The sequence below is a fragment of the Paracoccus sp. TOH genome (assembly GCF_030388245.1).
Lineage (GTDB): Bacteria > Pseudomonadota > Alphaproteobacteria > Rhodobacterales > Rhodobacteraceae > Paracoccus > Paracoccus simplex.
Map to the genome: position 1 here is coordinate 1,864,493 of NZ_CP098360.1, position 23,569 is coordinate 1,888,061.

General features: G+C 68.9%; 27 protein-coding genes and 1 riboswitch. Of the genes, 12 read left to right on the forward strand and 15 right to left on the reverse strand.

Features of this window, described 5'->3' with window-relative positions; translation table 11 throughout:
• Positions 1-45 precede the first annotated feature (45 nt).
• Positions 46-708 (forward strand): hypothetical protein, encoded by a 663-nt coding sequence (locus NBE95_RS09255; RefSeq protein ID WP_289893607.1) that lies wholly within the window; start codon positions 46-48, stop codon positions 706-708.
• Here NBE95_RS09255 and NBE95_RS09260 read toward each other — a convergent pair.
• Positions 674-865 carry a hypothetical protein gene (locus NBE95_RS09260; RefSeq protein WP_289893608.1) on the reverse strand — a complete coding sequence of 64 codons (192 nt, stop codon included), beginning with the start codon at positions 863-865 and terminating at the stop codon, positions 674-676. The genes NBE95_RS09255 and NBE95_RS09260 overlap by 35 nt on opposite strands.
• A gap of 102 nt (positions 866-967) precedes the next feature.
• Positions 968-1,492 carry a DUF4174 domain-containing protein gene (locus tag NBE95_RS09265; protein ID WP_289893609.1) on the reverse strand — a complete coding sequence of 175 codons (525 nt, stop codon included), beginning with the start codon at positions 1,490-1,492 and terminating at the stop codon, positions 968-970.
• A 57-nt stretch (positions 1,493-1,549) separates the two neighbouring features.
• Here NBE95_RS09265 and scpA point away from each other — a divergent pair, with 57 nt between their 5' ends.
• From scpA to NBE95_RS09290, 5 genes are all read left to right on the forward strand, one after another.
• The gene (gene scpA, locus NBE95_RS09270; protein ID WP_289893610.1) at positions 1,550-3,694 is read left to right on the forward strand and encodes a methylmalonyl-CoA mutase; all 2,145 of its coding nucleotides are present in this window, start codon (positions 1,550-1,552) and stop codon (positions 3,692-3,694) included.
• A gap of 116 nt (positions 3,695-3,810) precedes the next feature.
• Positions 3,811-4,299, forward strand: a complete 489-nt coding sequence (locus NBE95_RS09275) for a GNAT family N-acetyltransferase (protein WP_289893611.1) — start codon at positions 3,811-3,813, stop codon at positions 4,297-4,299.
• Positions 4,300-4,359: 60 nt separating this feature from the next.
• A complete protein-coding gene (locus NBE95_RS09280; protein WP_289893612.1) occupies positions 4,360-5,184 on the forward strand; it encodes a glycosyl transferase in 825 nt (274 codons plus the stop codon).
• Positions 5,172-5,705: a hypothetical protein gene (locus tag NBE95_RS09285; protein WP_019352253.1), complete on the forward strand. Its 534-nt coding sequence runs from the start codon at positions 5,172-5,174 to the stop codon at positions 5,703-5,705. The genes NBE95_RS09280 and NBE95_RS09285 overlap by 13 nt, the downstream gene beginning before the upstream one ends.
• 91 nt (positions 5,706-5,796) lie before the next feature.
• The gene (locus NBE95_RS09290) at positions 5,797-7,113 is read left to right on the forward strand and encodes a homoserine dehydrogenase (RefSeq protein ID WP_289893613.1); all 1,317 of its coding nucleotides are present in this window, start codon (positions 5,797-5,799) and stop codon (positions 7,111-7,113) included.
• A 72-nt stretch (positions 7,114-7,185) separates the two neighbouring features.
• Here the strand turns inward: NBE95_RS09290 and NBE95_RS09295 are convergent, their stop codons facing one another.
• Together NBE95_RS09295 and NBE95_RS09300 are read right to left on the reverse strand one after the other, a co-directional pair.
• The gene (locus tag NBE95_RS09295; protein WP_289893614.1) at positions 7,186-7,830 is read right to left on the reverse strand and encodes a GntR family transcriptional regulator; all 645 of its coding nucleotides are present in this window, start codon (positions 7,828-7,830) and stop codon (positions 7,186-7,188) included.
• 46 nt (positions 7,831-7,876) lie between these two features.
• The gene (locus NBE95_RS09300) at positions 7,877-8,572 is read right to left on the reverse strand and encodes a SprT family zinc-dependent metalloprotease (protein WP_289893615.1); all 696 of its coding nucleotides are present in this window, start codon (positions 8,570-8,572) and stop codon (positions 7,877-7,879) included.
• A 137-nt stretch (positions 8,573-8,709) separates the two neighbouring features.
• On the opposite strand from NBE95_RS09300, the gene NBE95_RS09305 reads away from it, so the two are divergent.
• Together NBE95_RS09305 and NBE95_RS09310 are read left to right on the forward strand one after the other, a co-directional pair.
• The gene (locus tag NBE95_RS09305) at positions 8,710-9,033 is read left to right on the forward strand and encodes an FYDLN acid domain-containing protein (RefSeq protein ID WP_289893616.1); all 324 of its coding nucleotides are present in this window, start codon (positions 8,710-8,712) and stop codon (positions 9,031-9,033) included.
• Between the two features lie 211 nt (positions 9,034-9,244).
• Entirely contained in the window at positions 9,245-9,577 is a 333-nt protein-coding gene (locus tag NBE95_RS09310; protein WP_289893617.1) for an NUDIX hydrolase, read from the forward strand.
• A 3-nt stretch (positions 9,578-9,580) separates the two neighbouring features.
• On the opposite strand, the gene NBE95_RS09315 is transcribed toward NBE95_RS09310, so the two are convergent.
• Positions 9,581-10,222 (reverse strand): TenA family protein, encoded by a 642-nt coding sequence (locus NBE95_RS09315; protein ID WP_289893618.1) that lies wholly within the window; start codon positions 10,220-10,222, stop codon positions 9,581-9,583.
• Positions 10,223-10,300: 78 nt separating this feature from the next.
• Positions 10,301-10,416, reverse strand: a riboswitch (TPP riboswitch).
• 181 nt (positions 10,417-10,597) lie between these two features.
• On the opposite strand from NBE95_RS09315, the gene NBE95_RS09320 reads away from it, so the two are divergent.
• Positions 10,598-11,791: an AI-2E family transporter gene (locus NBE95_RS09320; protein ID WP_289893619.1), complete on the forward strand. Its 1,194-nt coding sequence runs from the start codon at positions 10,598-10,600 to the stop codon at positions 11,789-11,791.
• A gap of 91 nt (positions 11,792-11,882) precedes the next feature.
• On the opposite strand, the gene NBE95_RS09325 is transcribed toward NBE95_RS09320, so the two are convergent.
• The 4 genes from NBE95_RS09325 to rpiA all read right to left on the reverse strand — a co-directional run bounded on the left by NBE95_RS09325 (position 11,883) and on the right by rpiA (position 16,437).
• Positions 11,883-13,010, reverse strand: coding sequence for an SPFH domain-containing protein (locus NBE95_RS09325; RefSeq protein ID WP_289893620.1), 1,128 nt, complete (start codon positions 13,008-13,010; stop codon positions 11,883-11,885).
• Positions 13,010-14,248 carry an FtsH protease activity modulator HflK gene (gene hflK / locus NBE95_RS09330; protein WP_289893621.1) on the reverse strand — a complete coding sequence of 413 codons (1,239 nt, stop codon included), beginning with the start codon at positions 14,246-14,248 and terminating at the stop codon, positions 13,010-13,012. Before hflK ends, NBE95_RS09325 begins: the two co-directional genes overlap by 1 nt.
• Positions 14,249-14,314: 66 nt before the next feature.
• Positions 14,315-15,715: a glutathione-disulfide reductase gene (gorA, locus tag NBE95_RS09335; protein WP_289893622.1), complete on the reverse strand. Its 1,401-nt coding sequence runs from the start codon at positions 15,713-15,715 to the stop codon at positions 14,315-14,317.
• The gene (rpiA, locus tag NBE95_RS09340; protein ID WP_289893623.1) at positions 15,712-16,437 is read right to left on the reverse strand and encodes a ribose-5-phosphate isomerase RpiA; all 726 of its coding nucleotides are present in this window, start codon (positions 16,435-16,437) and stop codon (positions 15,712-15,714) included. The genes gorA and rpiA overlap by 4 nt, the downstream gene beginning before the upstream one ends.
• 167 nt (positions 16,438-16,604) lie before the next feature.
• Here rpiA and NBE95_RS09345 point away from each other — a divergent pair, with 167 nt between their 5' ends.
• From NBE95_RS09345 to NBE95_RS09355, 3 genes are read left to right on the forward strand one after another with little or no spacing between them, the layout of a single operon-like run.
• Entirely contained in the window at positions 16,605-17,747 is a 1,143-nt protein-coding gene (locus NBE95_RS09345) for a bifunctional 2-C-methyl-D-erythritol 4-phosphate cytidylyltransferase/2-C-methyl-D-erythritol 2,4-cyclodiphosphate synthase (RefSeq protein WP_289893624.1), read from the forward strand.
• Between the two features lie 2 nt (positions 17,748-17,749).
• Positions 17,750-18,250, forward strand: a complete 501-nt coding sequence (locus tag NBE95_RS09350; protein WP_289893625.1) for a phosphatidylglycerophosphatase A — start codon at positions 17,750-17,752, stop codon at positions 18,248-18,250.
• Positions 18,251-18,294: 44 nt separating this feature from the next.
• Positions 18,295-18,714 (forward strand): CinA family protein, encoded by a 420-nt coding sequence (locus NBE95_RS09355; RefSeq protein WP_289894867.1) that lies wholly within the window; start codon positions 18,295-18,297, stop codon positions 18,712-18,714.
• On the opposite strand, the gene NBE95_RS09360 is transcribed toward NBE95_RS09355, so the two are convergent.
• The 6 genes from NBE95_RS09360 to NBE95_RS09385 all read right to left on the reverse strand — a co-directional run bounded on the left by NBE95_RS09360 (position 18,711) and on the right by NBE95_RS09385 (position 23,509).
• Positions 18,711-19,754, reverse strand: coding sequence for a beta-eliminating lyase-related protein (locus NBE95_RS09360; RefSeq protein ID WP_289893626.1), 1,044 nt, complete (start codon positions 19,752-19,754; stop codon positions 18,711-18,713). The two genes, NBE95_RS09355 and NBE95_RS09360, sit on opposite strands and share 4 nt — an antisense overlap.
• The gene (locus tag NBE95_RS09365) at positions 19,751-20,191 is read right to left on the reverse strand and encodes a YcgN family cysteine cluster protein (RefSeq protein ID WP_019353490.1); all 441 of its coding nucleotides are present in this window, start codon (positions 20,189-20,191) and stop codon (positions 19,751-19,753) included. The genes NBE95_RS09360 and NBE95_RS09365 overlap by 4 nt, the downstream gene beginning before the upstream one ends.
• On the reverse strand, positions 20,191-21,120 hold the full coding sequence (locus tag NBE95_RS09370) for a bifunctional riboflavin kinase/FAD synthetase (RefSeq protein ID WP_289893627.1): 930 nt from the start codon (positions 21,118-21,120) through the stop codon (positions 20,191-20,193). The genes NBE95_RS09365 and NBE95_RS09370 overlap by 1 nt, the downstream gene beginning before the upstream one ends.
• Before the next feature lie 32 nt (positions 21,121-21,152).
• On the reverse strand, positions 21,153-21,596 hold the full coding sequence (locus NBE95_RS09375) for a MaoC family dehydratase (protein ID WP_289894868.1): 444 nt from the start codon (positions 21,594-21,596) through the stop codon (positions 21,153-21,155).
• A gap of 106 nt (positions 21,597-21,702) precedes the next feature.
• Positions 21,703-22,572: a TIGR01459 family HAD-type hydrolase gene (locus NBE95_RS09380; RefSeq protein WP_289893628.1), complete on the reverse strand. Its 870-nt coding sequence runs from the start codon at positions 22,570-22,572 to the stop codon at positions 21,703-21,705.
• A gap of 16 nt (positions 22,573-22,588) precedes the next feature.
• On the reverse strand, positions 22,589-23,509 hold the full coding sequence (locus NBE95_RS09385; protein ID WP_289893629.1) for a manganese-dependent inorganic pyrophosphatase: 921 nt from the start codon (positions 23,507-23,509) through the stop codon (positions 22,589-22,591).
• Between the last annotated feature and the right edge of the window lie 60 nt (positions 23,510-23,569).

Genomic DNA, 23,569 nt, shown 5'->3' on the forward strand with positions numbered 1-23,569 from the left:
AAACCGCCGGGCGCATCCGCGCGCCCGGCACAAGGATCGGGGATCATGCCGGTTTTCGACGACTATCTCAGCCCTCATGCGCAGCAGGCGGTGATCGCCGGGCTGTTCATTGCCGCGGGCTGGTGGGTCGTCGCTTTGCAGAACCGCCGGCGTGACGCCAAGCAGCGCGCCGAGCGGGTCGGCGATGTGCAGCGTGCGCTGCTGGCCGAGATCCGCGCCCATGTCGTGGCGCTGGAAGCGCAGCGGCTGGACGAGGACGAGGCGCGGCGGCTGCTGGACAGCCTGCGCGACAGCGGCCGGGTGCCGGTGATCCCGACCCAGGCCAACGACCGGATCTTCGCCGCCATCATCGACGAGGTGCATATCCTTCCGGCCTCGGTCATCGACCCGGTGGTGACCTATTACCGGCAGCTTTCGGTGATGGCGGCCTTTGCCGAGGCGATCCGCAATCAGGCCAGAAAGGACGCGGCCCGGGCGGTCGAGATGTTCGGGGATTACCTGGGACTGACCGAGGCGGCGCGCGAAACCGGGCACGAGGCGATGCGGCTTTTGATGGCCAGCATCTTCGGCGGCGAACGTGCGGTTCAGGAATTGCTGGAGCAGGAAGAACAGGCGGGCGCCCGGCGCATCGCCGCCGCCCTGCCGGGCGAACTGGCGGACCTGCGCGACCGTCTCAGTAAGCGATCTTCGGACCGGAGCGGCCTTTGATGGGTTTCAGACCGACGATGATGGCCATCTCATTGGCGGTGCGGGCACGGGCCAGCCGTTCGGCCAGCGAAGCCGTAGCCGGACCCGGCTTGGGCTGGCCGGACACCGTCGCCGGGGCGGGTTCTTCCGTCGCGCGCAGCAAGGGCGATTTGGCCATCGGGCATCTCCTTGTCATCGGGCATCCGTGCTGCCCTGCCCCCAAGATAATGCCTGAACGGCCGTCCCGCAACGGAATCGCTGCGATTTTCGCAACCTTGCGTCACGGCAGCCCAGCCCGGCCGATCTCCTGCAGGCGCAGCGGGAACTTGTCGATGGCGCGGGTGATCTCACGCACCGACCAGGGCACGGGCTTGCGCTGCTTGACCTGGCCGTCCTTGTCCATCAGCACCAGCGAGAATCCCTCGGGACGCAATCGCCGGCGCCAGAGGCCGGCCGCCGCCGGGTCGGTATCGGTCACCACCACCACGTCGCGCGCGATCAGCGGCGCCGGGTCGCGCTGCAGCGCCGCCAGCTGCTCGACGAAGGCGGGATCGGCGGCGGTGTCGGCAAAGACCACCACCGGCCGGGCTTGCCACAGGAATTCCGCCGGATCGGCCTCGGCCGCCGGCAGCACGGTCAGCTCGTGCGCCGCCGTGCCGGCCGGCGCGGCCGTGCCTTCGTTGCGCGCGGCGGGCACTTCGCCGCGGACATACGGGCGATGGCCGTCGGCCTCGCCCTCGGGCCTTGGACCCATCGCTGCGATCAGCGGCACCACCGCCAGAAAAATCAACCGTTTCAGTTTCATCGTCCCCTCTGCTCTCTCTTCATATAAGAGCCGAGGCGCCATGGGAAAGGATGCAAGATGACCGAAAGCACGAAAGCCGCACTGGAAGAATGGCGCCGGCTCGCCAGCAAGGAGCTCAAGGGGGCCGATCCGGACAGCCTGATCTGGCACACCCTGGAGGAGATCGAGGTCAAGCCGCTTTATACCCAGGCGGATGTGCAGAACCTGCCGCATCTGGGCAGCCTGCCCGGAATCGAGCCCTATACCCGCGGCCCGCGCGCCACCATGTATGCCGGCCGGCCCTGGACCATCCGGCAATATGCCGGGTTTTCCACCGCCGAGGAATCGAATGCCTTCTATCGCAAGGCGCTGGCCGCCGGGCAGCAGGGCGTCTCGGTCGCCTTCGACCTGGCCACGCATCGCGGCTATGACAGCGACCATCCCCGCGTCGAGGGCGATGTGGGCAAGGCCGGCGTCGCCATCGACAGCGTCGAAGACATGAAGATCCTGTTCGACGGCATTCCGCTGGATAAAGTTTCCGTGTCCATGACCATGAACGGCGCCGTGATCCCGATCCTGGCCAATTTCATCGTCACCGGCGAGGAACAGGGCCATTCCCGCGCCGTGCTGTCCGGGACCATCCAGAACGACATCCTCAAGGAGTTCATGGTCCGCAACACCTATATCTATCCGCCCGAGCCCTCGATGCGGATCATCGCGGACATCATCGAATACACCTCGAGCGAGATGCCCAAGTTCAACTCGATCTCGATTTCCGGCTATCACATGCAGGAGGCGGGCGCGAACCTGGTCCAGGAGCTGGCCTATACCCTGGCCGACGGGCGCGAATATGTCCGCGCCGCGCTGAAGACCGGCATGGACGTGGACCAGTTCGCCGGGCGGCTCAGCTTTTTCTTCGCCATCGGCATGAACTTCTTCATGGAGGCGGCCAAGCTGCGCGCCGCGCGGCTGCTGTGGACGCGGATCATGAAGGAATTCGACCCGAAGAAACCGGGCAGCCTGATGCTGCGCACGCATTGCCAGACCTCGGGCGTGTCCTTGCAGGAGCAGGATCCCTACAACAACGTGGTGCGCACCGCCTATGAGGCGATGGCGGCGGCCCTGGGCGGCACGCAGTCGCTGCACACCAACGCGCTGGACGAGGCCATCGCGCTGCCGACCGAATTCTCGGCCCGCATCGCCCGCAACACCCAGTTGATCCTGCAGGAGGAGACCGGCATCACCCATGTCGTCGATCCGCTGGCCGGCAGCTATTACGTCGAGAGCCTGACCCACGAACTGGCCGAGAAGTCCTGGGCGCTGATCGAGGAGGTCGAGGCGATGGGCGGCATGACCAAGGCCGTCGCCTCGGGCATGCCCAAGCTGCGCATCGAGGAAAGCGCCGCCCGCCGCCAGGCCATGATCGACCGCGGCGACGAGGTGGTCGTGGGCGTGAACAAGTACCGGCTGGCCAAGGAAGAGCCGATCGACATTCTCGACATCGACAACATGAAGGTGCGCGAGGCGCAGATCGCCCGGCTGCAGGCGATGCGCGCGGCGCGGGACGAGGCGCAATGCCAGGCGGCGCTGGACGAGCTGACGCGCCGGGCGAAGGAAGGCGGCAACCTGCTCGAGGCGGCGGTCGAAGCCGCGCGCGCCCGGGCCAGCGTGGGAGAGATCAGCATGGCGATGGAGAAGGAATTCGGCCGCCACCGGGCCGAGGTCAAGACCCTGGCCGGCGTCTATGGCGCCGCCTATGAGGGCGACGACGATTTCGCGCGCATCCAGCGCGATGTCGAGACCTTCGCCGAACAGGAGGGCCGCCGGCCGCGCATGCTGGTGGTCAAGATGGGCCAGGACGGCCATGACCGCGGCGCCAAGGTGATCGCCACCGCCTTCGCCGATATCGGCTTCGACGTCGATGTCGGGCCGCTGTTCCAGACCCCCGAGGAAGCCGCGCAGGACGCCATCGACAACGACGTGCATGTGGTGGGGATCTCGTCCCAGGCGGCCGGGCACAAGACCTTGGCGCCGAAGCTGATCGCGGCGCTGAAGGACCAGGGCGCCGGCGACATCATCGTGATCTGCGGCGGCGTGATCCCGCAGCAGGATTACGATTTCCTGAAAAAGGCCGGGGTGAAGGCGATCTTCGGGCCGGGAACCAACATTCCCTCGGCGGCGCGCAACATCCTGGATCTGATCCGCGAGGCGCGGGCGGCCTAGGGGGCCGTCGGCAATGGCGGCTGTTGCCGGCGCCGTCGCATGGGTATTTGTGCAACGGTGAGATGACCGGCCGCCGCGCGAGAGATCGGGCGGCGGCTTCCAACCGGAGCAAGCCCATGATCATCCGACCTGCCGAGGATCGCGACCTGACCGCCATTCTGGATTTCTGGAATCCGCTGATCCGCGAGACCACGGTGACCTTCTCCAGCGAGGAGAAGACCGCCGCGGGTCTGGCGGGAATGATCGCCGCGCGCCGGGCGGCGGGGCGCGAATTCCTGGTCGCCGAGGCCGGTGGCGCGGTGCTGGGACTGGTGAGCTACGACCAGTTCCGCTCTGGCAACGGCTATGCGCATTGCATGGAGCATACGGTGATCCTGTCCGCTGCCGCGCGCGGGCGCGGGGTGGGCCGGGCGCTGATGGCCGCGGTCGAGGACCATGCCCGCGCCGGCGGCGCGCATAGCATGATCGCCGGCGTCTCGGCCGAGAACAAGGCCGCCGTCGCCTTCCACCGCGCCATCGGCTACCGGCAGGTCGGGCAGGTGCCGCAGGCGGGGCGCAAGTTCGGCCGCTGGCTGGACCTGGTGCTGCTGCAAAAGATCCTCTGAGCCCGGCTTGCCTGTTTCCGGGCGCTGTGAAAAACTCGCCCCCGGAAACGCGAGGGCGGGATGAACGACGGGCGCAACGGCACGGTCAAGCAGATCATCTGCATCAAATGGGGCACGAAATTCGGCCCGGAATTCGTCAATCGCCTGCACGGGATGGTGGCGCGCAACATCACGCCGCCGTTCCGGCTTTACTGCTTCACCGATGACGGCGCCGGGCTGCATCCCGACATCGCCGTGCGGCCGCTGCCCGAATTCGACTACCAGGCGCCGGTCAACACCAAGGGCAAATGGCCGAAATCCCGGCTTTGGGGCGAGCTGGGCGACGTGCAGGGCGTGGTGCTGTTTCTGGACCTGGACGTGATCGTGACCGGCAGCCTCGACGATTTCTTCGCCTATGGCGAGCCGGACGACACCGTGCTGGGGCTGAACCCGAACACGCCGTTGGAGAAGATGGGCCAGACCTCGGTCTACCGGATGCGCGTCGGCAAGCTGAAACCCTTGCAGGAGATCTTTCGCGCCGATCCGCAGGCCGCCGCCGACAAGTTCCGCTATGAGCAGCGCTTCGTCACCCGCAACGCGCCGGGCGGCGTGAAGTTCTGGCCCAAGGGCTGGCTGGCGCATTTCCGCATGCATTGCGTGCCGAACTTTCCGCTGAACTATCTGCGCCCGGCGCGCGTCTCTGACGGCACCCGCATCGTGATCTTTCCCGGCGATCTGAATCCGCCCGACGCCATCCTGGGTCGCTGGAGCGACAAGGACCAGCATCGCGCGCCGCTGGACCATCTGCGCGCCGCCTTCGACGGCCGCCGGCGCGAAAGCCTGTCGAAGCACTTGCGCCATTACCTGCTTCCCGTCGGCTGGGTCGGCGAGCTATGGCGAGAATAGGCGCGCCGCCCGAGACGCATTACACCCTGCCGCCGGATTTCGCCGCCGCGCTGGGACAATGCGTGGCGAATCTCGGCTGGCTCGAGGAGATCATCAAGCGCGCCATCTATGCGCTGGAGCGCGCCCGGCTGGCCGACGACCTGACCGAGGAGGAGCTGCAAAGCTGGCTGACCCGCATGGGCGCCATCGCCGACGATTCCATGGGCACGCTGATCGAGCAGCTCGACGCCGCCATGCGCCGCTATCCGGGGCTGCGCGACCGCAACCGCATCACCGACCGGCTTTACGAGATCCGGCAGCATCGCAATCTGCTTTGCCATGCCTCGTGGCGGCCGACCGAGGACAAGCTCCGCTGGCATCCGGCTTTCGTCAATACCCGCGGTGAGGTGCAGCGCCAGCCGCTGGGCGTTCCCGACCTCAACGCCATCAGCGAGGCCACGGTCGAAATGGGCGTGCGGGTGATGCGGGTGATGCGTGCCACCGGCGTTCCCGGCTACTGGGCGGGCGACGACGAAGCCTGAACCCCAGCCCGAGTGCCGCCCGGCATCCATGCGCGTTGCAACGTGCCGCACCATCCGCTAACACCGCTTCGTCCATAGATAAGAGTTTCATATGTCCGCCCAGAACCAGGGGCAAAACGCCTCTCCGCTTCGTCTCGGCATCGCTGGTCTCGGGACGGTCGGCACCGGCACCGTCAAGATCATCCAGAAACACGCCGCCCTGCTTGGGCTTCGCGCCGGCCGGCCCATCGCCGTCACCGCCGTCAGCGCCCGCGACCGGATGAAGAACCGCGACGTGGACCTATCGGGCTATGCCTGGGAGGAGGACGCCCGTGCCCTGGCGCTGCGCGAGGATGTCGACGTCTTCGTCGAGCTGATCGGCGGCGAGGAGGGCATCGCCCGCGAGGCGGTGACCGCCGCGCTGCGCGCCGGCAAGGACGTGGTGACCGCCAACAAGGCGCTGCTGGCGATCCACGGCCAGGAACTGGCCGAGCTGGCCGAGGCCAATGGCCGGGTGATCCGCTTCGAAGCCGCCGTGGCCGGCGGCATCCCGGTGATCAAGGCGATGACCGAGTCGCTTTCCGGCAACGAGATCCGTCGCGTCATGGGGGTGATGAACGGCACCTGCAACTATATCCTGACCCGCATGGAAAGCGCCGGCCTGCCCTATGAGACGGTGTTCGAGGAGGCGCGGCAACTCGGCTATCTGGAGGCCGACCCGACGCTGGACGTGGGCGGCATCGACGCCAGCCACAAGCTGGCGATCCTTTCGGCCATCGCCTTCGGCACCAGGCCCAGCTTCGACGCGGTCGAGATCGAGGGCATCGAGCGGGTCAGCATCGACGACATCCGCCGCGCCGCCGACATGGGCTATCGCATCAAGCTGCTGGGCGTGGCGCAGATGACCGGGCGCGGGCTGGAACAGCGCATGTCGCCCTGCCTGGTGCCCGCCGACAGCCCGCTGGGCCAGTTGCAGGGCGGCACCAACATGGTGGTGATCGAGGGCGACTCGGTCGGCCAGATCGTCTTGCGCGGCGCCGGGGCCGGCGAGGGTCCGACGGCCAGCGCCGTCATGTCCGACGTGGTCGAGATCGCGCGCGGCGTGCGCATGCCCAGCTTTGGCCAGCCGGCCGAGACGCTGGCCAGCCCGCAGCCGGCGCGCACGGCGGTTCCAGCGGCCTATTACATCCGCCTGCAGCTGACCGACAAGCCCGGCGCGCTGGCCAAGGTGGCCTCGGTGCTGGGCGACAGCGGCATCTCGATCGACCGGATGCGGCAATACGGCCATTCCCGGACCGAGGGCGTGGCGCCGGTGCTGATCGTCACCCACAAGACCACGCCCGAGGCCATCGACCATGCCATCGAGGCCCTGCCCCGCACCGGCGTCATCGCCGGCGAGCCGGTCGAGCTGCGGATCGAGGAGGTCTGAACCGGGCCGCGGCGGCGCCCTGCCGCGCGGCCGGGTTCGGGTATTTTTGCAACGAAGATGCCGGGGGCCGGTTCAGGCGCTGCCCAGGTGGCGCAGGCCATGGGTCACGTCGGCCCGGACCGCCAGGCGCAGCCCCGGCTCGTCCCCGGCGCGCAGCGAGGCCAGGATCATCCGGTGATGGCGCGGCGGCTCGTTGCGCTTGACCCGGCCGTAGAGCGCCCGCATGGTCGGGCCGAGCTGCAGCCAGACCGTCTCGACGATGGCCAGCATCGCCGGCGCCTGGGCGCGCAGGTAGAGCAGCCGGTGGAATTCCAGATTGGTGCGGATATAGCCCACGGCGTCGTGGCTTTCGGCCGCCTCGCCGATGGCGGCGTTGATCACCGCCATGCGCTCGATCAGCGCCTGGTGGGCGCGCGGCAGGGCGCGGGCGGCCAGTTCCGGCTCGATCAGCCCGCGCAGGGCGGCCAGTTCCTCGATGCGCTCGATGGAGAGCTCCGGCGTGGTGATCCGCCCCGAGGAGGAGAGCGACAGCGCGCCTTCGGCCACCAGCCGCCGCACCGCCTCGCGCGCCGGGGTCATCGAGACGCGATGCTCGGCGGCGATGCCGCGCAGGGTCAGCGGCAGGCCGGGCGGCAATTCGCCCAGCATGATGCGCTGGCGCAGGTTGCGGTAAAGCCGCTCATGGGCCGAGGTTTCCGAGGAACGCGAAGCAGTCATGCGCCATGCTGTGATCACAAAACCGGCGGCCGTCAAGCCCTGCCCGTCAAAGGCGGAAGCGCCAGGCCAGCAGCTCGTGGCCATGCGCGCGCAGCCAGGCGCGATGGCGGTCGTAATCCGGCATCAGCCGCCCGGTCGCGGCCCAGAAGGCCGGCGAATGGTCCATATGCGCCAGATGCGCCACCTCATGCGCGGCGACGTAATCGAGCACCTCGGGCGGCGCCATGGCGAGGCGCCAGGAGAACATCAGCCGCCCGTCATGGGTGCAGCTGCCCCAGCGCGAGCGGGTGTCGCGCAGCGCCAGCGCCCGGAAGCCGCGCCCCAGCGCCGCCGCATGGCGGTCGCAGGCCGCGACCAGCCGGGCCTGGGCCAGGTGCTTCAGCCAGGCCTCGACCACCACGCCGGCCGGCCGGCCGAGCGGCACCAGCAGCGCCTCCTCGGTCAGCGCGACGCGCCGGGTCTCGGCCGGGGTGATGCGGCGCAGCCGACCCTCGACCGGCAGCAGCGCTCCGTGCTCGGCCCGCTGCAGCGCCGGCATCCCGGCCCGGGTGCGGCGCAGCCATTCCGCCCGCGACTCGGCAAAGGCGCGGCCGTCGGAAAGGCTGGTGCGGCTGGGCAGGGTCAGCACCACCTCGCCGCCCGCCCGCGCCACGCGCAGCGTCATGCGCCGCGCCCGGGCCGAGCGCCGCAGCGTCACCGGGATGTCGCCTCCGACCAGAATCCTGTCCATCTTGTCCCGCATCTTGCGACGGCCTGCCTGTTGCTCCATCTTTCCCCTGCACCGCCACCCGCCCGCAAGGGGAAAAGGCTTTGACAGCCCCGCCCGGCTATGGCAGGGGACAGCGGATTTACCTGAACGCGGCAGAAAAAGAGAATACCATGCCCAAAGAGGAATGGGGCACGAAACGCCTTTGCCCCCATTGCGCCACACGCTTCTACGACTTGAGAAACGACCCGATGACCTGCCCGGCCTGCGGCGCGGAATTCACCGTGGAAAGCCTGACCAACGGCCGGTCGCGCTCGCTGATCTCGGAAAAGACCGCGGCGCGGAACGAGGATCAGAACGAACTGGTCGATGACGACGATCTGGACGATGACGCCGATACCGGCGATCTGGACGATGATCTGCTGGACGATGACGACGATGACGGCGACGTGTCGCTGGACGATATCGCCGACGTGCCGGACAGCGACGAGGAATAATCCTCGTCAATGCGACAGCGGCCCCGGACGGCACCCGCCGGACCGGGGCTTTTCCTTGGCTCGGGGGCGCCATGCGGATCATCGACAGGCAGGCCATGCGCGCCATCCTGCTGACGCCCGATGACCGGGTGCTGCTGATGCGGGTGGATTAGGCAGCGGCGACTGGTGGATCACCCCCGGCGGCGGCACCGAGCCGGGCGAGACCCCCGAGGTGACCTTGCGCCGCGAGCTGATGGAGGAGTTGGGCTTCGCCCTGCCCGCCCCCGGCCCGCTGGTCTGGCGCCGCCGGGTGACGATGACGCTGGGCCAGCGCCGCTGGCGGCAGTCCGAGGATTACTTCCTGATCGAGACCGCCGCCTTTCGCCCCGCCGTCCAGGCCGCGCCCGAGGCCGGCAGGATCCGCGAGTTCCGCTGGTGGCGCCTGCCCGAGCTGCGCCACAGCGCCGAGCGCATCGCGCCGACGGCGCTGCGGCGCATCGTGCTGGACTATCGGGAAAACGGGCCGCCGGCTGGCCCGCTTCCGGTCGAGATCGTCGGGGATTGACGGCTAGGGCTGATAGGCCGCGTCGAAGAACTCCACCTCCAGCCGCACCGCGCGGCGGAAGAAATCGCGGGCCTGCCCGGCCGCGGCGGGGCCGGTGCGATCCAGTTCGGCCTGCAGGAAAGCGACGAAATCCCGGAAGAAGGGATTATCGTGCAGGGTGATCCATTCGGCATGGACGAAGTTTTCGGGCAGCGGCTGCGGCGCCCGGCGCGCCCAGTCGAGATAGAGCCCCTCGGCCACCGCCAGCACCGCCAGCACGGCGGGATAGGCGCGCGTCGCCGCCGCCTCGCGCATCAGCGCCTGGAAACCGGCGGTGGGCGGCTTGTCGGGAATGGCGGCCCGCTGCGTCTCGCTGACGCCGAGCGCCGCGAAGGCGCGCAGGAAATAGTCGTTCTCCTCGCCCGAGACCATGCCGGCGAAGCGGCCGAAGCGCAGCCGCGATTCGAAACGGTCGGCCGAGGCGATGGCCGCACCCAGAAGCGTCAGGAAAGCGTCGAGGAAACGGTGGTCCTGAACCAGATAAGCCGCCATCGTCGCATCGGCGATGCTGCCGTCGCACAGGTCGGTCACGAAGCGGTGGCCGGTGGCCGCCGTCCAGTCGGCGGCGCATTCGCGGCGCAGGATTTCAGAGAAACGTTCGGACATGCTGTCCTCCTGTCATGGGGCGAGACCGGCTTTCCGTCATGGCCTCGCGGGTGAGGCCGGCCAGGGAGAGGCATGGGGCAGACAGGTCCATACCATCCCTTCGCCGGCATGATCCGGATCAGGTTCTAAGGGTCACCGCGCCGCTTGTGCCTGCAGTCTCTCAGCCCCTTGCCGGGACTCCCCTTGGTCGGGCGCGACCCTAGCCGCGCCGGCCGGCGCTGTCACGCCCCTGACATGCCCGTGGTCCACAGGATCGTGAGCGCGCCTTGCCGCGTCCGCCCGCCTTGCGCCGGCATTCCGGCTTGCAGCGGCGGGCGATCTGTTATCTCGTTGCAGCATGACGCGCCGGCCGGCGCCGAACCAGGACCGGAGACAATGACCACAGGCGATATGCCGGACCGACAACGCAGGACCGAATTCGCAGAGCAGCAGACGCAGCGCGGCGAACATGCCAGGCAGACCGGGTTGCGGCTGCATCGCCCGCCCCTGGTGACCAATATCTCGGCCGCGCGCTGGCTGCTGCTGGCCATCGTCGCGGCCTCGATCTATTTCTTCCACGGCTTTCTGGTGCCGGTGCTGGCGGCGATGGTGATCGCGCTGGCCAGTTGGCCGCTGCGCAACCGCGCCGCCTTCCGGTTGAACCTGGGCCGCACCGGAGCCGCGGCGCTGCTGGTGCTGGTGCTGGTCTGTTTCCTGGTGGTGCCGCTGACCCTGGCGCTGGTCTATGCCTTCCGCGAATTGCGGGACTGGATCAACTGGGCGATCCTGGTCAACAGCGCCGGGGCGCCCACGCCGGCCTGGATGGTCGATCTGCCGCAGATCGGCGACTGGCTGAACGAGAACTGGCAGACCTATATCGGCCGGCCCGGCGGGATCAGCGAGATCGTGCAACTGGTCAGCGGCTCGAATATCGGCGCGATCTATCGCGGCGCGGTGACGGCGGGCTCGCTGGCCTTCCACTTGGCGCTGACGCTGCTGTTCATGCTGATCACGCTGTTCGTGCTTTACCGCGACGGCGACCGGATCGTCGCGCAGGTGGACCGCGTCGGCCGACGCATCCTGCCGGACCGCTGGAGCCGGCTGTCGCGGGTGGTTCCGGCCACCATCAGCTCGACCGTGACCGGCATGACGCTGATCGCCATCGGCGAGGGGGTGGTGCTGGGTCTGGCCTATTGGCTGGCCGGCGTGCCCTCGCCGGTGACCTTCGGGGTCATCACCGGCTTCATGGCGCTGATCCCCGGCGGTGCGCCGCTCAGCTTCACGCTGGTCTCGATCTACCTGGCCGCCAGCGGCTCGCCGGTCGAGGGCGCGGCGCTGTTCATCTGGGGCACCTGCGAGCTGTTCGTCGTCGACAAGACCATCCGTCCGGTTCTGGTCGGCGGGCCGGTGAAACTGCCCTTCCTGCCGACCTTCTTCGGGCTGATCGGCGGGGTGAAGACCTTGGGCATCGTCGGCCTGTTCGTCGGACCGGTGCTGATGGCGCTGCTGGTCTCGATCTGGCGGGAATGGCAGCGCGAGATCGCCGAGGACGAGACGCGCCGCAACAGCCTGCTGGCCGAACCCGACTGAACCCGACTGAACCCGGCCCGGACCGTTGCGGCATGAAAAAGGCGGGGCGCCCAGAAGGCGCCCCGCCGTTTCTTTCGTCGTCGGCCGCGGTTCAGTCCGCCGGCGCCGGCGCCGGCGGCACCACCGATTCCTCTTGCGGTGGGCTCGCCAGGGTTTCGGGCAGCGGCGTCAGCGTCACCCCCGCATTCGAGCCGAGCGGCTGGCCCTCGCGATTGGTCTCGGTCGGCGCGGGCGTCTCGCCCGGCTGCAACGCGCCCTCGGTCTCGGCCGCAGGTTCCTCGGCCCCGGTCTCGGTCCCGGTCTCGGCTCCGGCCTTGGGGGCCGGCGCCGGCACCGGGTTGGCACGCTCGGACCCGTCATTGCGCAGATAGTCGAAGAACTCGCCTTGCGGCTGGATCACCAGCGAACTGTTCTCGCCCCGCAGCGCCCGTTCATAGGAGGTCATCGAGCGGGTGAAGGCGAAGAACTCGGGATCGCGGCCGAAGGCATCGGCATAGATGGCGTTTCGGCGGGCATCGGCCTCGCCCCGCACCACTTCGGCGCGCTTCCTTGCCTCCGAGGTCAGCTCGACCACGGTGCGGTCGGCGGCGGCCCGGACGCGCTGCGCGGCCTCGCCGCCGCGGGCGATCTCGTCGGCGGCCTCGCGCTCGCGTTCGGCCCGCATCCGCGCATAGGTCGCGGTCAGGTTCTGTTCGGGCAGATCGGTGCGGGTCAGGCGCAGGTCGATGACGCGGATGCCCAGATCCTTGGCATCCTCGCGCGCCAGGTCGCGGATGCGGTTCATCAGCGCCGTGCGGTCATCCGACAGCACCGTGGTCGAGGGCACCGAACCCAGCACCTGGCGGATGGCATTGGTCACGATCGGCTCAAGCCGGCTTTGCGCGAATTCGATGCCGCCGCCGCCGACGGCGCGGCGGAACTGCACCACATCGGTGATCTGCCAGCGCGCGAAGGCGTCCACCACCAGGCGGCGGTCGTCCAGCGGCGTGACCTCCATCGGCGGGGTCGGCAGGCCGAGGATGCGGGCGTCGTATTTCACCACATTGTCGAGGAAGGGCACCTTGACGCCAAGGCCCGGCTCCTCGCGCACCTCGACCACCTCGCCGAAGCGCAGCACCAGCGCCTTTTCGCGCACATCGACGATATAGAGCGCCGAGATCGCCAGCACGGCGACCACGACCAGGAAGGGCAGTGCCAGAAGCGAGATCGCACGGTTCATCACTGGTTCCCCCCGCTGGTATTGCCCGCATTGGCATTGCCCGAATTCCGGCTGCCCGCGGCGGGTGCTCCGCTGCGCAACTGATCCAGCGGCAGATAGGGCACAACGCCCTGCCCGGCCTCGCCGTCAAGGATGACCTTGTTCACCCCGCCAAGCACCTTTTCCATGGTTTCCAGATACATCCGGCGGCGTGTCACCTCCGGCGCCTTGATATATTCGTCATAGACCGAGTTGAAACGCGCGGCCTCGCCCTCGGCGGTGTTCACCGCCTCGGCCCGATAGGCTTCGGCGCGTTCGATCACCGCAGCCGCCTCACCGCGGGCGCTGGCCAGCACGCGGTTGGCATAGGCGTCGGCCTCCTTTTCCAGCCGGTCGCGTTCCTGCTGGGCGGCCTGCACCTCGCGGAAGCTGTCGATCACCTCGCGCGGCGGGTCGGCGCGGTCCAGGTTGACGCGCAGCACGTTGATCCCCGCCTCGTAATCGTTCAGCGTGTTCTGCACCGCCAGTTTCAGATCGTCGGCGATGGCGCCGCGGTCGCGGTTCAGGATCGGCGCCAGTTCCGAGCGGGCGACGATGTCGCGCATGGCGGATTCCGAGACGGCGCGGATGGTGCCTTCGGGATCGGCCAGGTTGAACAGGAATTTCTCGGGATCCGAGATGTTCCAGACCACCTGATAGGCCATGTCGACGATGTTCTGGTCACGGGTCAGCATCAGCCCCGAATCCATCGGCCCGGCGCGGCCGGTGCCGATCTCGGTGGTGCGCTCGCCCGAGACCTGCACCACCTCGGCGGTGATGAAGGGCCAGGGCGCGAAGTTCAGACCCGGATCGCCGGTGCCGACCGGCTTGCCGAACAGCAGCTCGACCGCGCGTTCCTCGGGCTTGACGGTGTAGAAGCTGGTGAAGGCCCAAAGCGCCACCGCCGCAAGCCCGACCAGCCCCCAGGTGCCGCGGCTCATCTGGAATTGCGGGCCCTGCGGGCGGCGCGGACCGTTGCCGCGACCACCGCCGCCGCCCTTGCCGCCCATCAGCACCCGCAGCCGATCCTGGCCCTTGCGCACCAGGTCCTCGATCTCGGGCATCTGGTCGCCGCGGCGCGGACCCTGCGGCCGGTCGTCGCGGCCGCCCTGATTGTTGCCCCCGGCACTTCCCCAGGGGCGTTGGCCCCCTTCCTGCGGCGGCTGCCTGCCGCCCTTGCCGTCATCTCCGCCGCCGCCCCAGGGGCCTTGTCCCGCCATCCGTCTCGTGCCTCGCTCTCTGCTTGTCTGTCGTCTCGTTGGAAACTGGTGCCTTCGGCCGGAAAATCAAGCCGATGCGTGCTGTTTGTCGGATTTGTCATCGCCCAGCCGGCGCGTGGGCTTGCGCATGGTGACCAGCTCCTCGGCCAGGGTCGGATGCACGGCGATGGCGGCGTCGAAATCCGCCTTGGTCGCCCCCATGCCCATGGGCACGGCGACCATCTGGATCATCTCGCCGGCCTCGGGGCCGAAGATGTGGCAGCCGAGCACCTTGTCGCTTTCCGCGTCCACGATCAGCTTCATCACCGCCCGCGCATCCGAGCCCGCGAAAAGCGAACGCATGGGCCGGAAGCTGGCGGCATAGATGTCGACGGGGCCGCGCTTTTCCGCCTCGTCCTCGGTCAGGCCGATGCTGGCCAGCTCGTGCGGGCGGGTGTAGACGGCGCTGGCGACCAGCCCGTGATCGACCTTGCGGGGCTTCGCGCCGAAGACCGTGTCGGCGAAGCTGTGCCCCTCGCGGATCGCCACCGGCGTCAGGTTCACCCGGTCGGTCACGTCGCCCACGGCATAGATCGAGGGGACCGAGCTTTGCGACCATTCGTCCACCGCGATCTCGCCCTTGCGGCCCAGCCTGACGCCAAGCTCCTCAAGGCCCAGACCCTTGGTATAGGGCGCGCGGCCGGTGGCGAACATCACCGCGTCGAAGACCTCGGCGCCGCCGTCCTCGAAGCCGACGCGCAGGGCGCCCCCCTCGCGGTCCAGCCGCGCCGGGTTGCTGCCCAGCCGCACGTCGACGCCGATGGCGCGCAACTGCTCGGTGACATGGCGGCGCATCTCGCCGTCGAAGCCGCGCAGCACCGCGTCGCCGCGATAGGCCAGCACCGTCTCGCAGCCCAGGCCGCGCAGGATGGTGGCGAATTCGCAGGCAATGAAGCCGCCGCCCACCACCAGCACCCGGCCCGGCAGCGTCTCCAGCGTGAACAGGTCGTCCGAGATCAGCCCCAGCTCCTCGCCCGGGATGCCGGGCAGCGAGGGTCGGCCGCCGACCGCGATCAGGATATGCTTGGCGGTCAGCCGCTGGCCGTCGGCCAGTTCCACGGTATGCGCGTCATGGAGCCGGGCGCGTTGCTTGTGGATGTCCACATCCGCCGCCACCAGCCCGCCGGTATAGGCGCCTTCCAGCCGGGTCAGCTCGGCATCCAGCTTGTGGCGGAAGGCCTGCCAGTCGAACCGGCCGGCATCGGCGCCCTGCCAGCCATAGCCGCGCGCCTCGGCGGCCTGGGCCTCGGCCTGGCTGGCGAAGATCATCAGCTTCTTCGGGACGCAGCCGCGGATGACGCAGGTGCCGCCCATGCGGCTTTCCTCGGCCAGGCCGACGCGGGCGCCGTATTCGCTGGCGGCGATGCGCGCCGCGCGCACCCCGCCCGAGCCGCCGCCGATGACGAAAAGGTCGTAGTCGAAAGTCATTCCATGTCCTCGCGCCGCAGTTCCACCACCGAGCCGTCCGGACAGCCGATGATCGCAAGCTGGCAGATATTCAGGAAAAGCCCATGTTCAACCATGCCGGCGATGGAAGACAGTTCCGCCGCCAGCGCCTCGGGGTCGGGGATGGCCTCCAGCGCCAGGTCCAGCACATAGTTCCCTTCGTCCGTCAGCAGCGGCTGGTCGTCGCGCTTGCGCAGCAGGATCGGGCGACGGCTCAGCTCCAGCCGGTCCAGCGCCCTCTGGATCAGCGTCCGGGTCGCCTGCCAGCCGAAGGGAATCACCTCGACCGGCAGGTGGAAGGCGCCCAGCCGGTCCACCACCTTGCCCTGGTCGGCGATCACCACCATGCGGTCCGAGGCGGTGGCGACGATCTTTTCGCGCAGATGCGCCGCGCCGCCGCCCTTGATCAGGTTCAGGTCCGGGTCCACCTCGTCGGCGCCGTCGATGGTCAGGTCCAGCCAGCCGATCTCGTCCAGTTCCTCGACATGCAGGCCCAGCGAGGCGGCAAGCTCGGCCGTGGCCTTCGAGGTCGCGGCGCAGCGCAGCGCGAAGCCCTCCTCCTTCACCCGTTGCGCCAGGCGGCGCACGAAGATTGCGGCGGTCGAGCCGGTGCCGAGGCCCAGGCGCATGCCCGGCTCGACCAGCGCCACGGCGGCGCGGGCGGCGGCGTCCTTGGAAAGATCGGTGACGGCGGGATCGGTCATGGCGATGGTCCTTGGCAGAATGTGCGTCTTGCCCGTCGCGGGCGGTCCGCGACCTTATACGCAGAAGTGGCGCAACAGACCATGGCCGCAAGCGTTTTTCGGCCGCGACGAAACCGGCCCGCAGCAGCGATTGCCTCGCCCGCCCGGCTGACCTAAAGCTGGCGGTCATGACGATACCGGACACATATGCCGCCATCATCACCGCCGCCGGCCGCGGTACCCGCGCCGGCGAGGGGCCGCCCAAGCAATGGCGTGCGCTGTCGGGCCGCTCGGTCGTGGCGCGCAGCATCGCGGCCTTCGCGGATTTCCCGCGCATCGTCGTGGTGCTGGCGCCCGAGGACATGGCGCGCGGCGTGGCGGAACTCTCCGGCCCGGTGACGCTGGTCGCCGGCGGCGCCACCCGCTCGGACAGCGTGCGCGCGGCGCTGGAAAGCCTCGAGGGCAGCGGCGTGACCCATGTGCTGATCCATGACGGCGCCCGGCCGCTGGTGCCGGATGCGGTGATCCGCGGCGTGGTCGCGGCGCTGGAGGCGGGCAGCCCCGCCGCCGCCCCCGCCCTGCCCGTCACCGATGCGCTGTGGCGGGCGGATGACGGCCGCGTGACCGGCACTGCCAGCCGCGACGGGCTGATGCGCGCCCAGACGCCGCAGGGCTTTGCCCTGGACGCGATCCTGGCCGCGCATCGCGCGTTCCCCAAGGGCGCGGCCGATGACGTGGAACTGGCGATCCGCGCCGGCCTGCCGGTCGCGGTGACGCCGGGCGACGAGGACAATCTGAAACTGACCTATGGCGCCGACTTCAAACGCGCGCGCCGCATCCTGGAGGGCGCGATGGACATTCGCCTTGGCAATGGTTTCGACGTGCATGCCTTTACCGAAGGCGACCATGTTTGGCTTTGCGGCGTGAAGATCCCGCATGACAAGGCGCTGCTGGGCCATTCCGACGCCGATGTCGGCATGCATGCGCTGACCGACGCCATCTATGGCGCGCTGGCGCAGGGCGATATCGGCCGGCATTTCCCGCCCTCGGACCCGCAATGGAAGGGGGCGGAAAGCCACATCTTCCTGCGCCATGCCGCGGCACTGGCGCGGCAGATGGGCTATGAGCTTTCCAATGCCGACGTGACGCTGATCTGCGAACGGCCCAAGGTCGGCCCGCATGCCGGCGCCATGGCGCTGCGCCTGTCCGAGATCGTCGGCGTCGAGCCCGACCGGGTCAGCGTCAAGGCCACCACCTCGGAACGGCTGGGCTTCACCGGCCGCGAGGAAGGCATCGCCGCCATCGCCACCGCGACGCTGATCCGGGGGTGAGAATGGAGCGGATGATCGCCAGCTTCTTCGGCATCGGCCATCTGCACCCCGCGCCGGGCACTTGGGGCTCGGCCGCCGCCGTGGTGCTGGGGGTCGCGGCCTATGAAGGGCTCAGCCCCTGGCTGGTGCCGGCGGGCGTGGTGCTGGCGGCGCTGCTGGGCTTCTGGGCGGTGCCGCGGGTGCTGGAGGGCAGCACCGACAAGGATCCGTCCTGGATCGTCATCGACGAGGTGGCCGGGCAATGGCTGGCCATGAGCTTCACGGTGATCCCGCTGGCGCGGCACGGCGTCTCGATCCTGGAGGCCTGGCCGGGTTTCGTCGCGCCCTTCCTGCTGTTCCGGCTGTTCGACATCTGGAAGCCCTGGCTGGTGGGCCGGGCCGACCGGCGCGGCGGCGCGACGGGGGTGATGCTGGACGATCTCTGGGCCGGGTTGTTCGCCGGGCTGGTCTCGGTCATGCTGGCCGGGCTTTACCATGCGCTGCTGGAGCCGATGCTGTCGTGACCGATCCCGCCGAAATTCTCGATCTCGCCCGCCGTCGCGGGGTGATGATCGCGACCGCCGAAAGCTGCACCGGCGGGCTGATCGCCGGGCGGCTGACCGATGTGCCCGGCTCCTCGGACGCGGTCGACAGGGGCTTCGTCACCTATTCCAACGCCGCCAAGATCGAGATGCTGGGCATCCGCCCCGAGACGCTGGAAGCGCATGGCGCCGTCAGCGAGGAGATCGCCGCCGAGATGGCCCGGGGCGCGCTGGCCCGCTCGCAGGCCGGCATCGCCGTGGCGGTGACCGGGATCGCCGGGCCGGGCGGGTCGGAACACAAGCCCGAGGGCCGGGTCTGCTTCGGCCTTGCCGATGCGGCCGGAGTTCGGACGGAAACGGTCGAGTTCGGCCCGCGCGGCCGCGCCGCGGTGCGCGCCGCCACCGTCGAGCACGCGCTGGCGCTGCTGAAGGCGGCGCTGCTCTAGGCCAGCGCCCGCAGCGCCGCGGTCACGTCGTCCAGCCGGGTGTCCCAGCCGCAGACCAGCCGGATCGACACCGGCTCCTCGTCCTTGGCATCCTGGGTATGCGGCCAGAGGTGATAGCAGATGCCGCTGGCGCCGGCCCGGCGATGCAATGCGCGCGGGATGGTGGCAAAGACCGTGTTCGATTCGACGCGCTGGTCGATGCGCACCCCCGGCAGGCGCGCCAGACCCAGCGCCAGCTCATGCGCCATGGCGTTGGCGTGGCGCGCCAGCTGCAGCCACAGCTCGCCCTCGAGCCAGGCCAGCACCTGCGCGGCCAGATAGCGGTGCTTCGAGACCAGCGCCCCGGCGCGCTTGCGGCGGAACTCGAATTCCTCGGACAGCGCCGGGTCGAAGATCACCACCGCCTCGACGCCCATGCAGCCGTTCTTGGTGCCGCCCAGCGACAGGATGTCCAACCCCGCCCGCCAGGTCAGGTCGGCGGGCGAGACATCGAGGCTGGCCAGCGCATTGGCGAAGCGCGCGCCGTCCATATGCACGCTCAGCCCCTGCGCGCGGGCCAGCGCCGCCAGCGCCGCGACCTCGTCCGGGCCATAGACCGTGCCCCATTCCGTGGCGTTGGTCAGGGTCAGCGCCGCGTTCCGCCCGGCATGGACCGCGTCGCGGCCGTGGACATGCAGCGCCTCGGCCAGCGTCTCGGGGGTGATCTTGCCGCCGGTGCCCGGCACCGGGATCAGCTTGGCGCCGCCGCTGAAGAATTCCGGCGCCCCGGCCTCGCTGGTCTGCACATGCGCATCGGAATGGCAGAAGACCTTGCCCCAGCCGGGCGAAAGCAGCGACAGCGCCAGCGCATTGGCCGCGGTGCCGGTGGCCACGAAATGCACCGCCGCCTCGGGCGCGTCGAACAATTCGCGCACCCGGTCCTGCGCCGCCCGGGTGATGCGGTCCGTGCCATAGGATGGCACATGGCCTTCATTCGCGGCCGCCAGCGCCGCCATGATGCGGGGATGCACGCCGCCGGCATTGTCCGAGGCAAAATTCATGAAAGATCCTCGATGATATGTTCGTCCCAATCGTCCTCGGTCACCGTAAGCTCGCTGACGGTCCAGCCGCGCACCGAGGCGCCGGCGCGGTGCACCGATTCGCGATCCCCTGAAATCAGGTAGTGCCAGTCGTAAAGCGGCTTGCCCTCGGCGCGCAACCTGTAGGCGCAGGTCGAGGGCAGCCACCAGGCGATCTCCTTGAGCTTGCCGGGCGTCAGGACCACGCAATCGGGAACGAAATCATGGCGATTGGCATAGCTTGAGCATTGGCAGCTATGCCCGTCCAGCAACCGGCAGGCGACTCGGGTGAAGGCCAGTTCGCCGGTATCCTCGTATTCGATCTTGTTGAGGCAGCATTTGCCGCAGCCGTCGCACAGCGCCTCCCATTCCTGCTGGTCCAGGCTGGCCGGCGGCAATTCCCAGAACCGGGCGCGCATCAGCGGGTCGCCAGGATCTCGCGCGCCCGGACGCTGTCGCGGTCCATCTGCGCGACCAGCGCCGGCAGGCCGTCGAACTTCGCCTCGGGGCGCAGGTATTCGACCAGCGCCACCGACAGGTGCTGGCCATAAAGGTCGGCTGCGAAATCGAAGATATGCACCTCCAGATTGGGCCGGTTCTCGCCGAACATCGGCCGCACGCCGATGCTGGCCACACCCTTGTAGCTGCCGCGATCCGGCCCGGTCAGCACGTCGACCAGCACCGCATAGATGCCGAGCGCCGGCAGGTGCAGCCCGTCCACCGCCATATTCGCGGTCGGATAGCCCAGGTCGCGGCCGCGCTTGTCGCCATGCAGCACCTCGCCGTCGATGCGGTGCCAATGGCCCAGCATGCGCTCGGCCTCGCGGGTGCGGCCCTCGGCCAGCGCCATGCGGATCGCGGTCGAGCTGTATTGCACCGCGCCATTGCCGACCAGCGGCGCCACGGTGACGCCGAAGCCCAGCTCGCGCCCCAGCCGGGCCAGAACCTGCGCATTGCCGGAGCGCTTGCGGCCGAAGCAGAAATCCGCGCCCACGGTGATGTGGCGCACCCCCAGCCCATCGACCAGCACCTCGCGCGCAAAGCCCTCGGGCGACAGTCCGGCCAGCACCGCGTCGAAAGGCAGTTCGTAAAGATGCTCGACGCCCAGCCGCGCCAGCCGGTTCGCCCGCGATTCCGCGTTCATCAGCCGGAAGGCGGGCGAGTCGGGGGCGAAAAATTCGCGCGGATGCGGCTCGAAGGTGATGACGCCCAGGGGCGCGTCGCAGGCGGCGCGGGCGGCGTCGATCACCGAGCGATGGCCAAGATGGACGCCGTCGAAATTGCCCATGGCGACGGTGGCCCCGCGGGCATCAAGCGGCAGAGCTTTCCAGTCGTGATGGATGCGCAATCGGGCCCCCGCCGGGCCGGAGCCGGCCCTGTCTAGTCGAATTTGCGGCTCGGCGCCAGGACGACGGCCTCACCTTTCAGGACGACCGTATCACCGACAAGGCAGCGGGTTGCAAGGGTCACGCGGCGCTTGGTATGGTCGATGGTCTCGACCGTGACCTCGGCGCGCACCAGATCGCCCGGCCGCACCGGGGCCATGAATTTCAGCGTCTGGCCCAGATAGACCGTGCCGTGGCCGGGCAGCTGTTCGCCGATCACCGCCGAGATCAGTCCGGCGGTCAGCATGCCATGGGCGATGCGGCCCTCGAAGATGGTGTCCTGCGCATAGGCCTCGTCCAGATGCACCGGATTGCGGTCGGTCGAGACCTTGGCGAACATCTCGATATCCTCGTCGGTCACTACCTTCTGCAGGTAGCGCATCATTCCGACCTCGAGATCCTCGATGACGATCGTGCCGCGCGGAAGGTTGTCCAGCATCATTCAATGCTCCCGATGAGTGGCTCCATGCTGCATAGCAGCAAAGAATCGGTCGCGCAACAAAATAACGCCACACCCACCCAAAAGGACGGATTGTTGCCGGGGCTCAGCGCAGCCGGCCGATGCCATAGGCCGGGTTCTGGGCCCGCAGCGCCAGCCACTCGGCCAGTCGGGCCGGATCCGGGTTCTCGACATCCGGACCGAACTGGTCGAAGCCGAGCCCGCCGGTGACGAACAACGCATCCAGCCCCTCGCCCGCGGCGCCGGCGATATCGGTGGCGATGCCGTCGCCGATGGCCAGGATCCGGGCCTTGTCGTCCAGCCCCAGCCGGCGCCGCGCCAGATCGTAGATCGGCGGATGCGGCTTGCCGAAGTAAAGCGAGGTGCCGCCCAGATCCTCGTAAAGCTCGGCCAGCGCGCCGGCGCAGTAGACCCGCTGCTCGCCCAGGTCGACCACCACGTCGGGATTGGCGCAAAGCAGTTTCAGCCCACGTTCGCGCGCCAGCATCAGCCGGCCGCGGTAATCCTCGGGCACCTCGGTCAGGTCGTCGAAAAGGCCGCAGCAGACGATGCCCTCGGCCTCCTCCAGAGGCACGCGGGTGATCGACGGGGCGTCGCGCCACTCTCCGGGGATGTCGGTGAAGAAGCCCTCGTCCTTGGGCTGGGCGACGGCCCAGACCCGGCGGCCGACCGCACCGGCGAACATCGCGTCCTGGGCCGCGTCGCCCGAGCTGACGATGACGTCCCAGGCGTCGCGCGGCACGCCCATGCGGTCAAGCTGGGCGGCCACGTATTGCTGCGGGCGCGGCGCGTTGGTCATCAGCACCACGCGCCCGCCGCCGGTCCGGAACGCCTGCAGGGCGGCGACGGCGGCGGCATAGGGCGCCTTGCCGTTGTGCAGGCACCCCCAGAGGTCGCAGAACAGGACGTCGTAATTGGTGCCGATCTCGTCGAGCGAGCGGATAATCTGCGTCATCTGGGGGCCTTCCGTCTCAGATCGCCAAAGCGGGGATGATCTGCTTCTTGCGCGACATGATGCCGGGCAGCACGACCGTATCGCCCGAGACGGTGGTGTTGAAGCTCTTCTCGGCCACCTGCCTGACGAAGTCGTTCGGCACCAGCAGCGTGGCTTCCTCGTTCAGGATGTCGACGATGAACAGCAGCACCTCGTCGGCGCCGTCGGCGGCAGCGACGGCCGGCATGGCGGCGATCAGCGCCGCCTTGCGGTCCAGCAGCACCTGCGGCGCCGTGGTCTCCAGCACCGAGACGCGCAGCTGCTTGCCGCCCAGTTCGTATTCCTTGCTGTCCATGCGCAAGAGCGCCTCGTCGGCAAAGGCCGACACGTCCGACTTGGCCGCGAACATCTCGGCCGCGTATCCGGGGATCGAGACGCCCAGGTCCTTGGCCAGCTTCTCGGCCACGAAACGGTCATGCGGGGTGGTGGTCGGGCTGCGGAATTCCAGCGTGTCCGACAGGATGCAGGTCAGCATCGCGCCCTTGACGGCGCGGGGGGCGCGGGCCAGGTCCTCGTCGCCGATCAGGTCATGCATGATCGTCGCGGTGCAGGCCAGCGGACGGATGGTGATGTTGATCGGCAGGCGGGTCTTGATGCCGCCGGCCAGCAGGTGGTGGTCGATGATCTCGATCACCTCGGCCTCGGCCAGCGAGGCGGGCAGCTCGGCGGGGTTGTTGGTATCCACGATCACGCATTGCTCGCCCGGTGCCACATCGGCGATGATCTCGGGCTTGTCGAGACCCCATTTCGCCAGCATCCAGGCGGCCTCGGTGTTCGGCTCGCCCTGCAGCACGGCCTGGGCCGGGGTCTTGCGCACTTCGGACAGATACCAGGCCCAGATGATGGGCGAGCCGGTCGAATCGGTGTCGGGGGCCTTGTGGCCGAAAACCTTGATCATGGTGATCCCCTGAAGCTTGGGCGGAAAAGTCGCGCGCCTTATATGGCCCGGGCCGGGGAT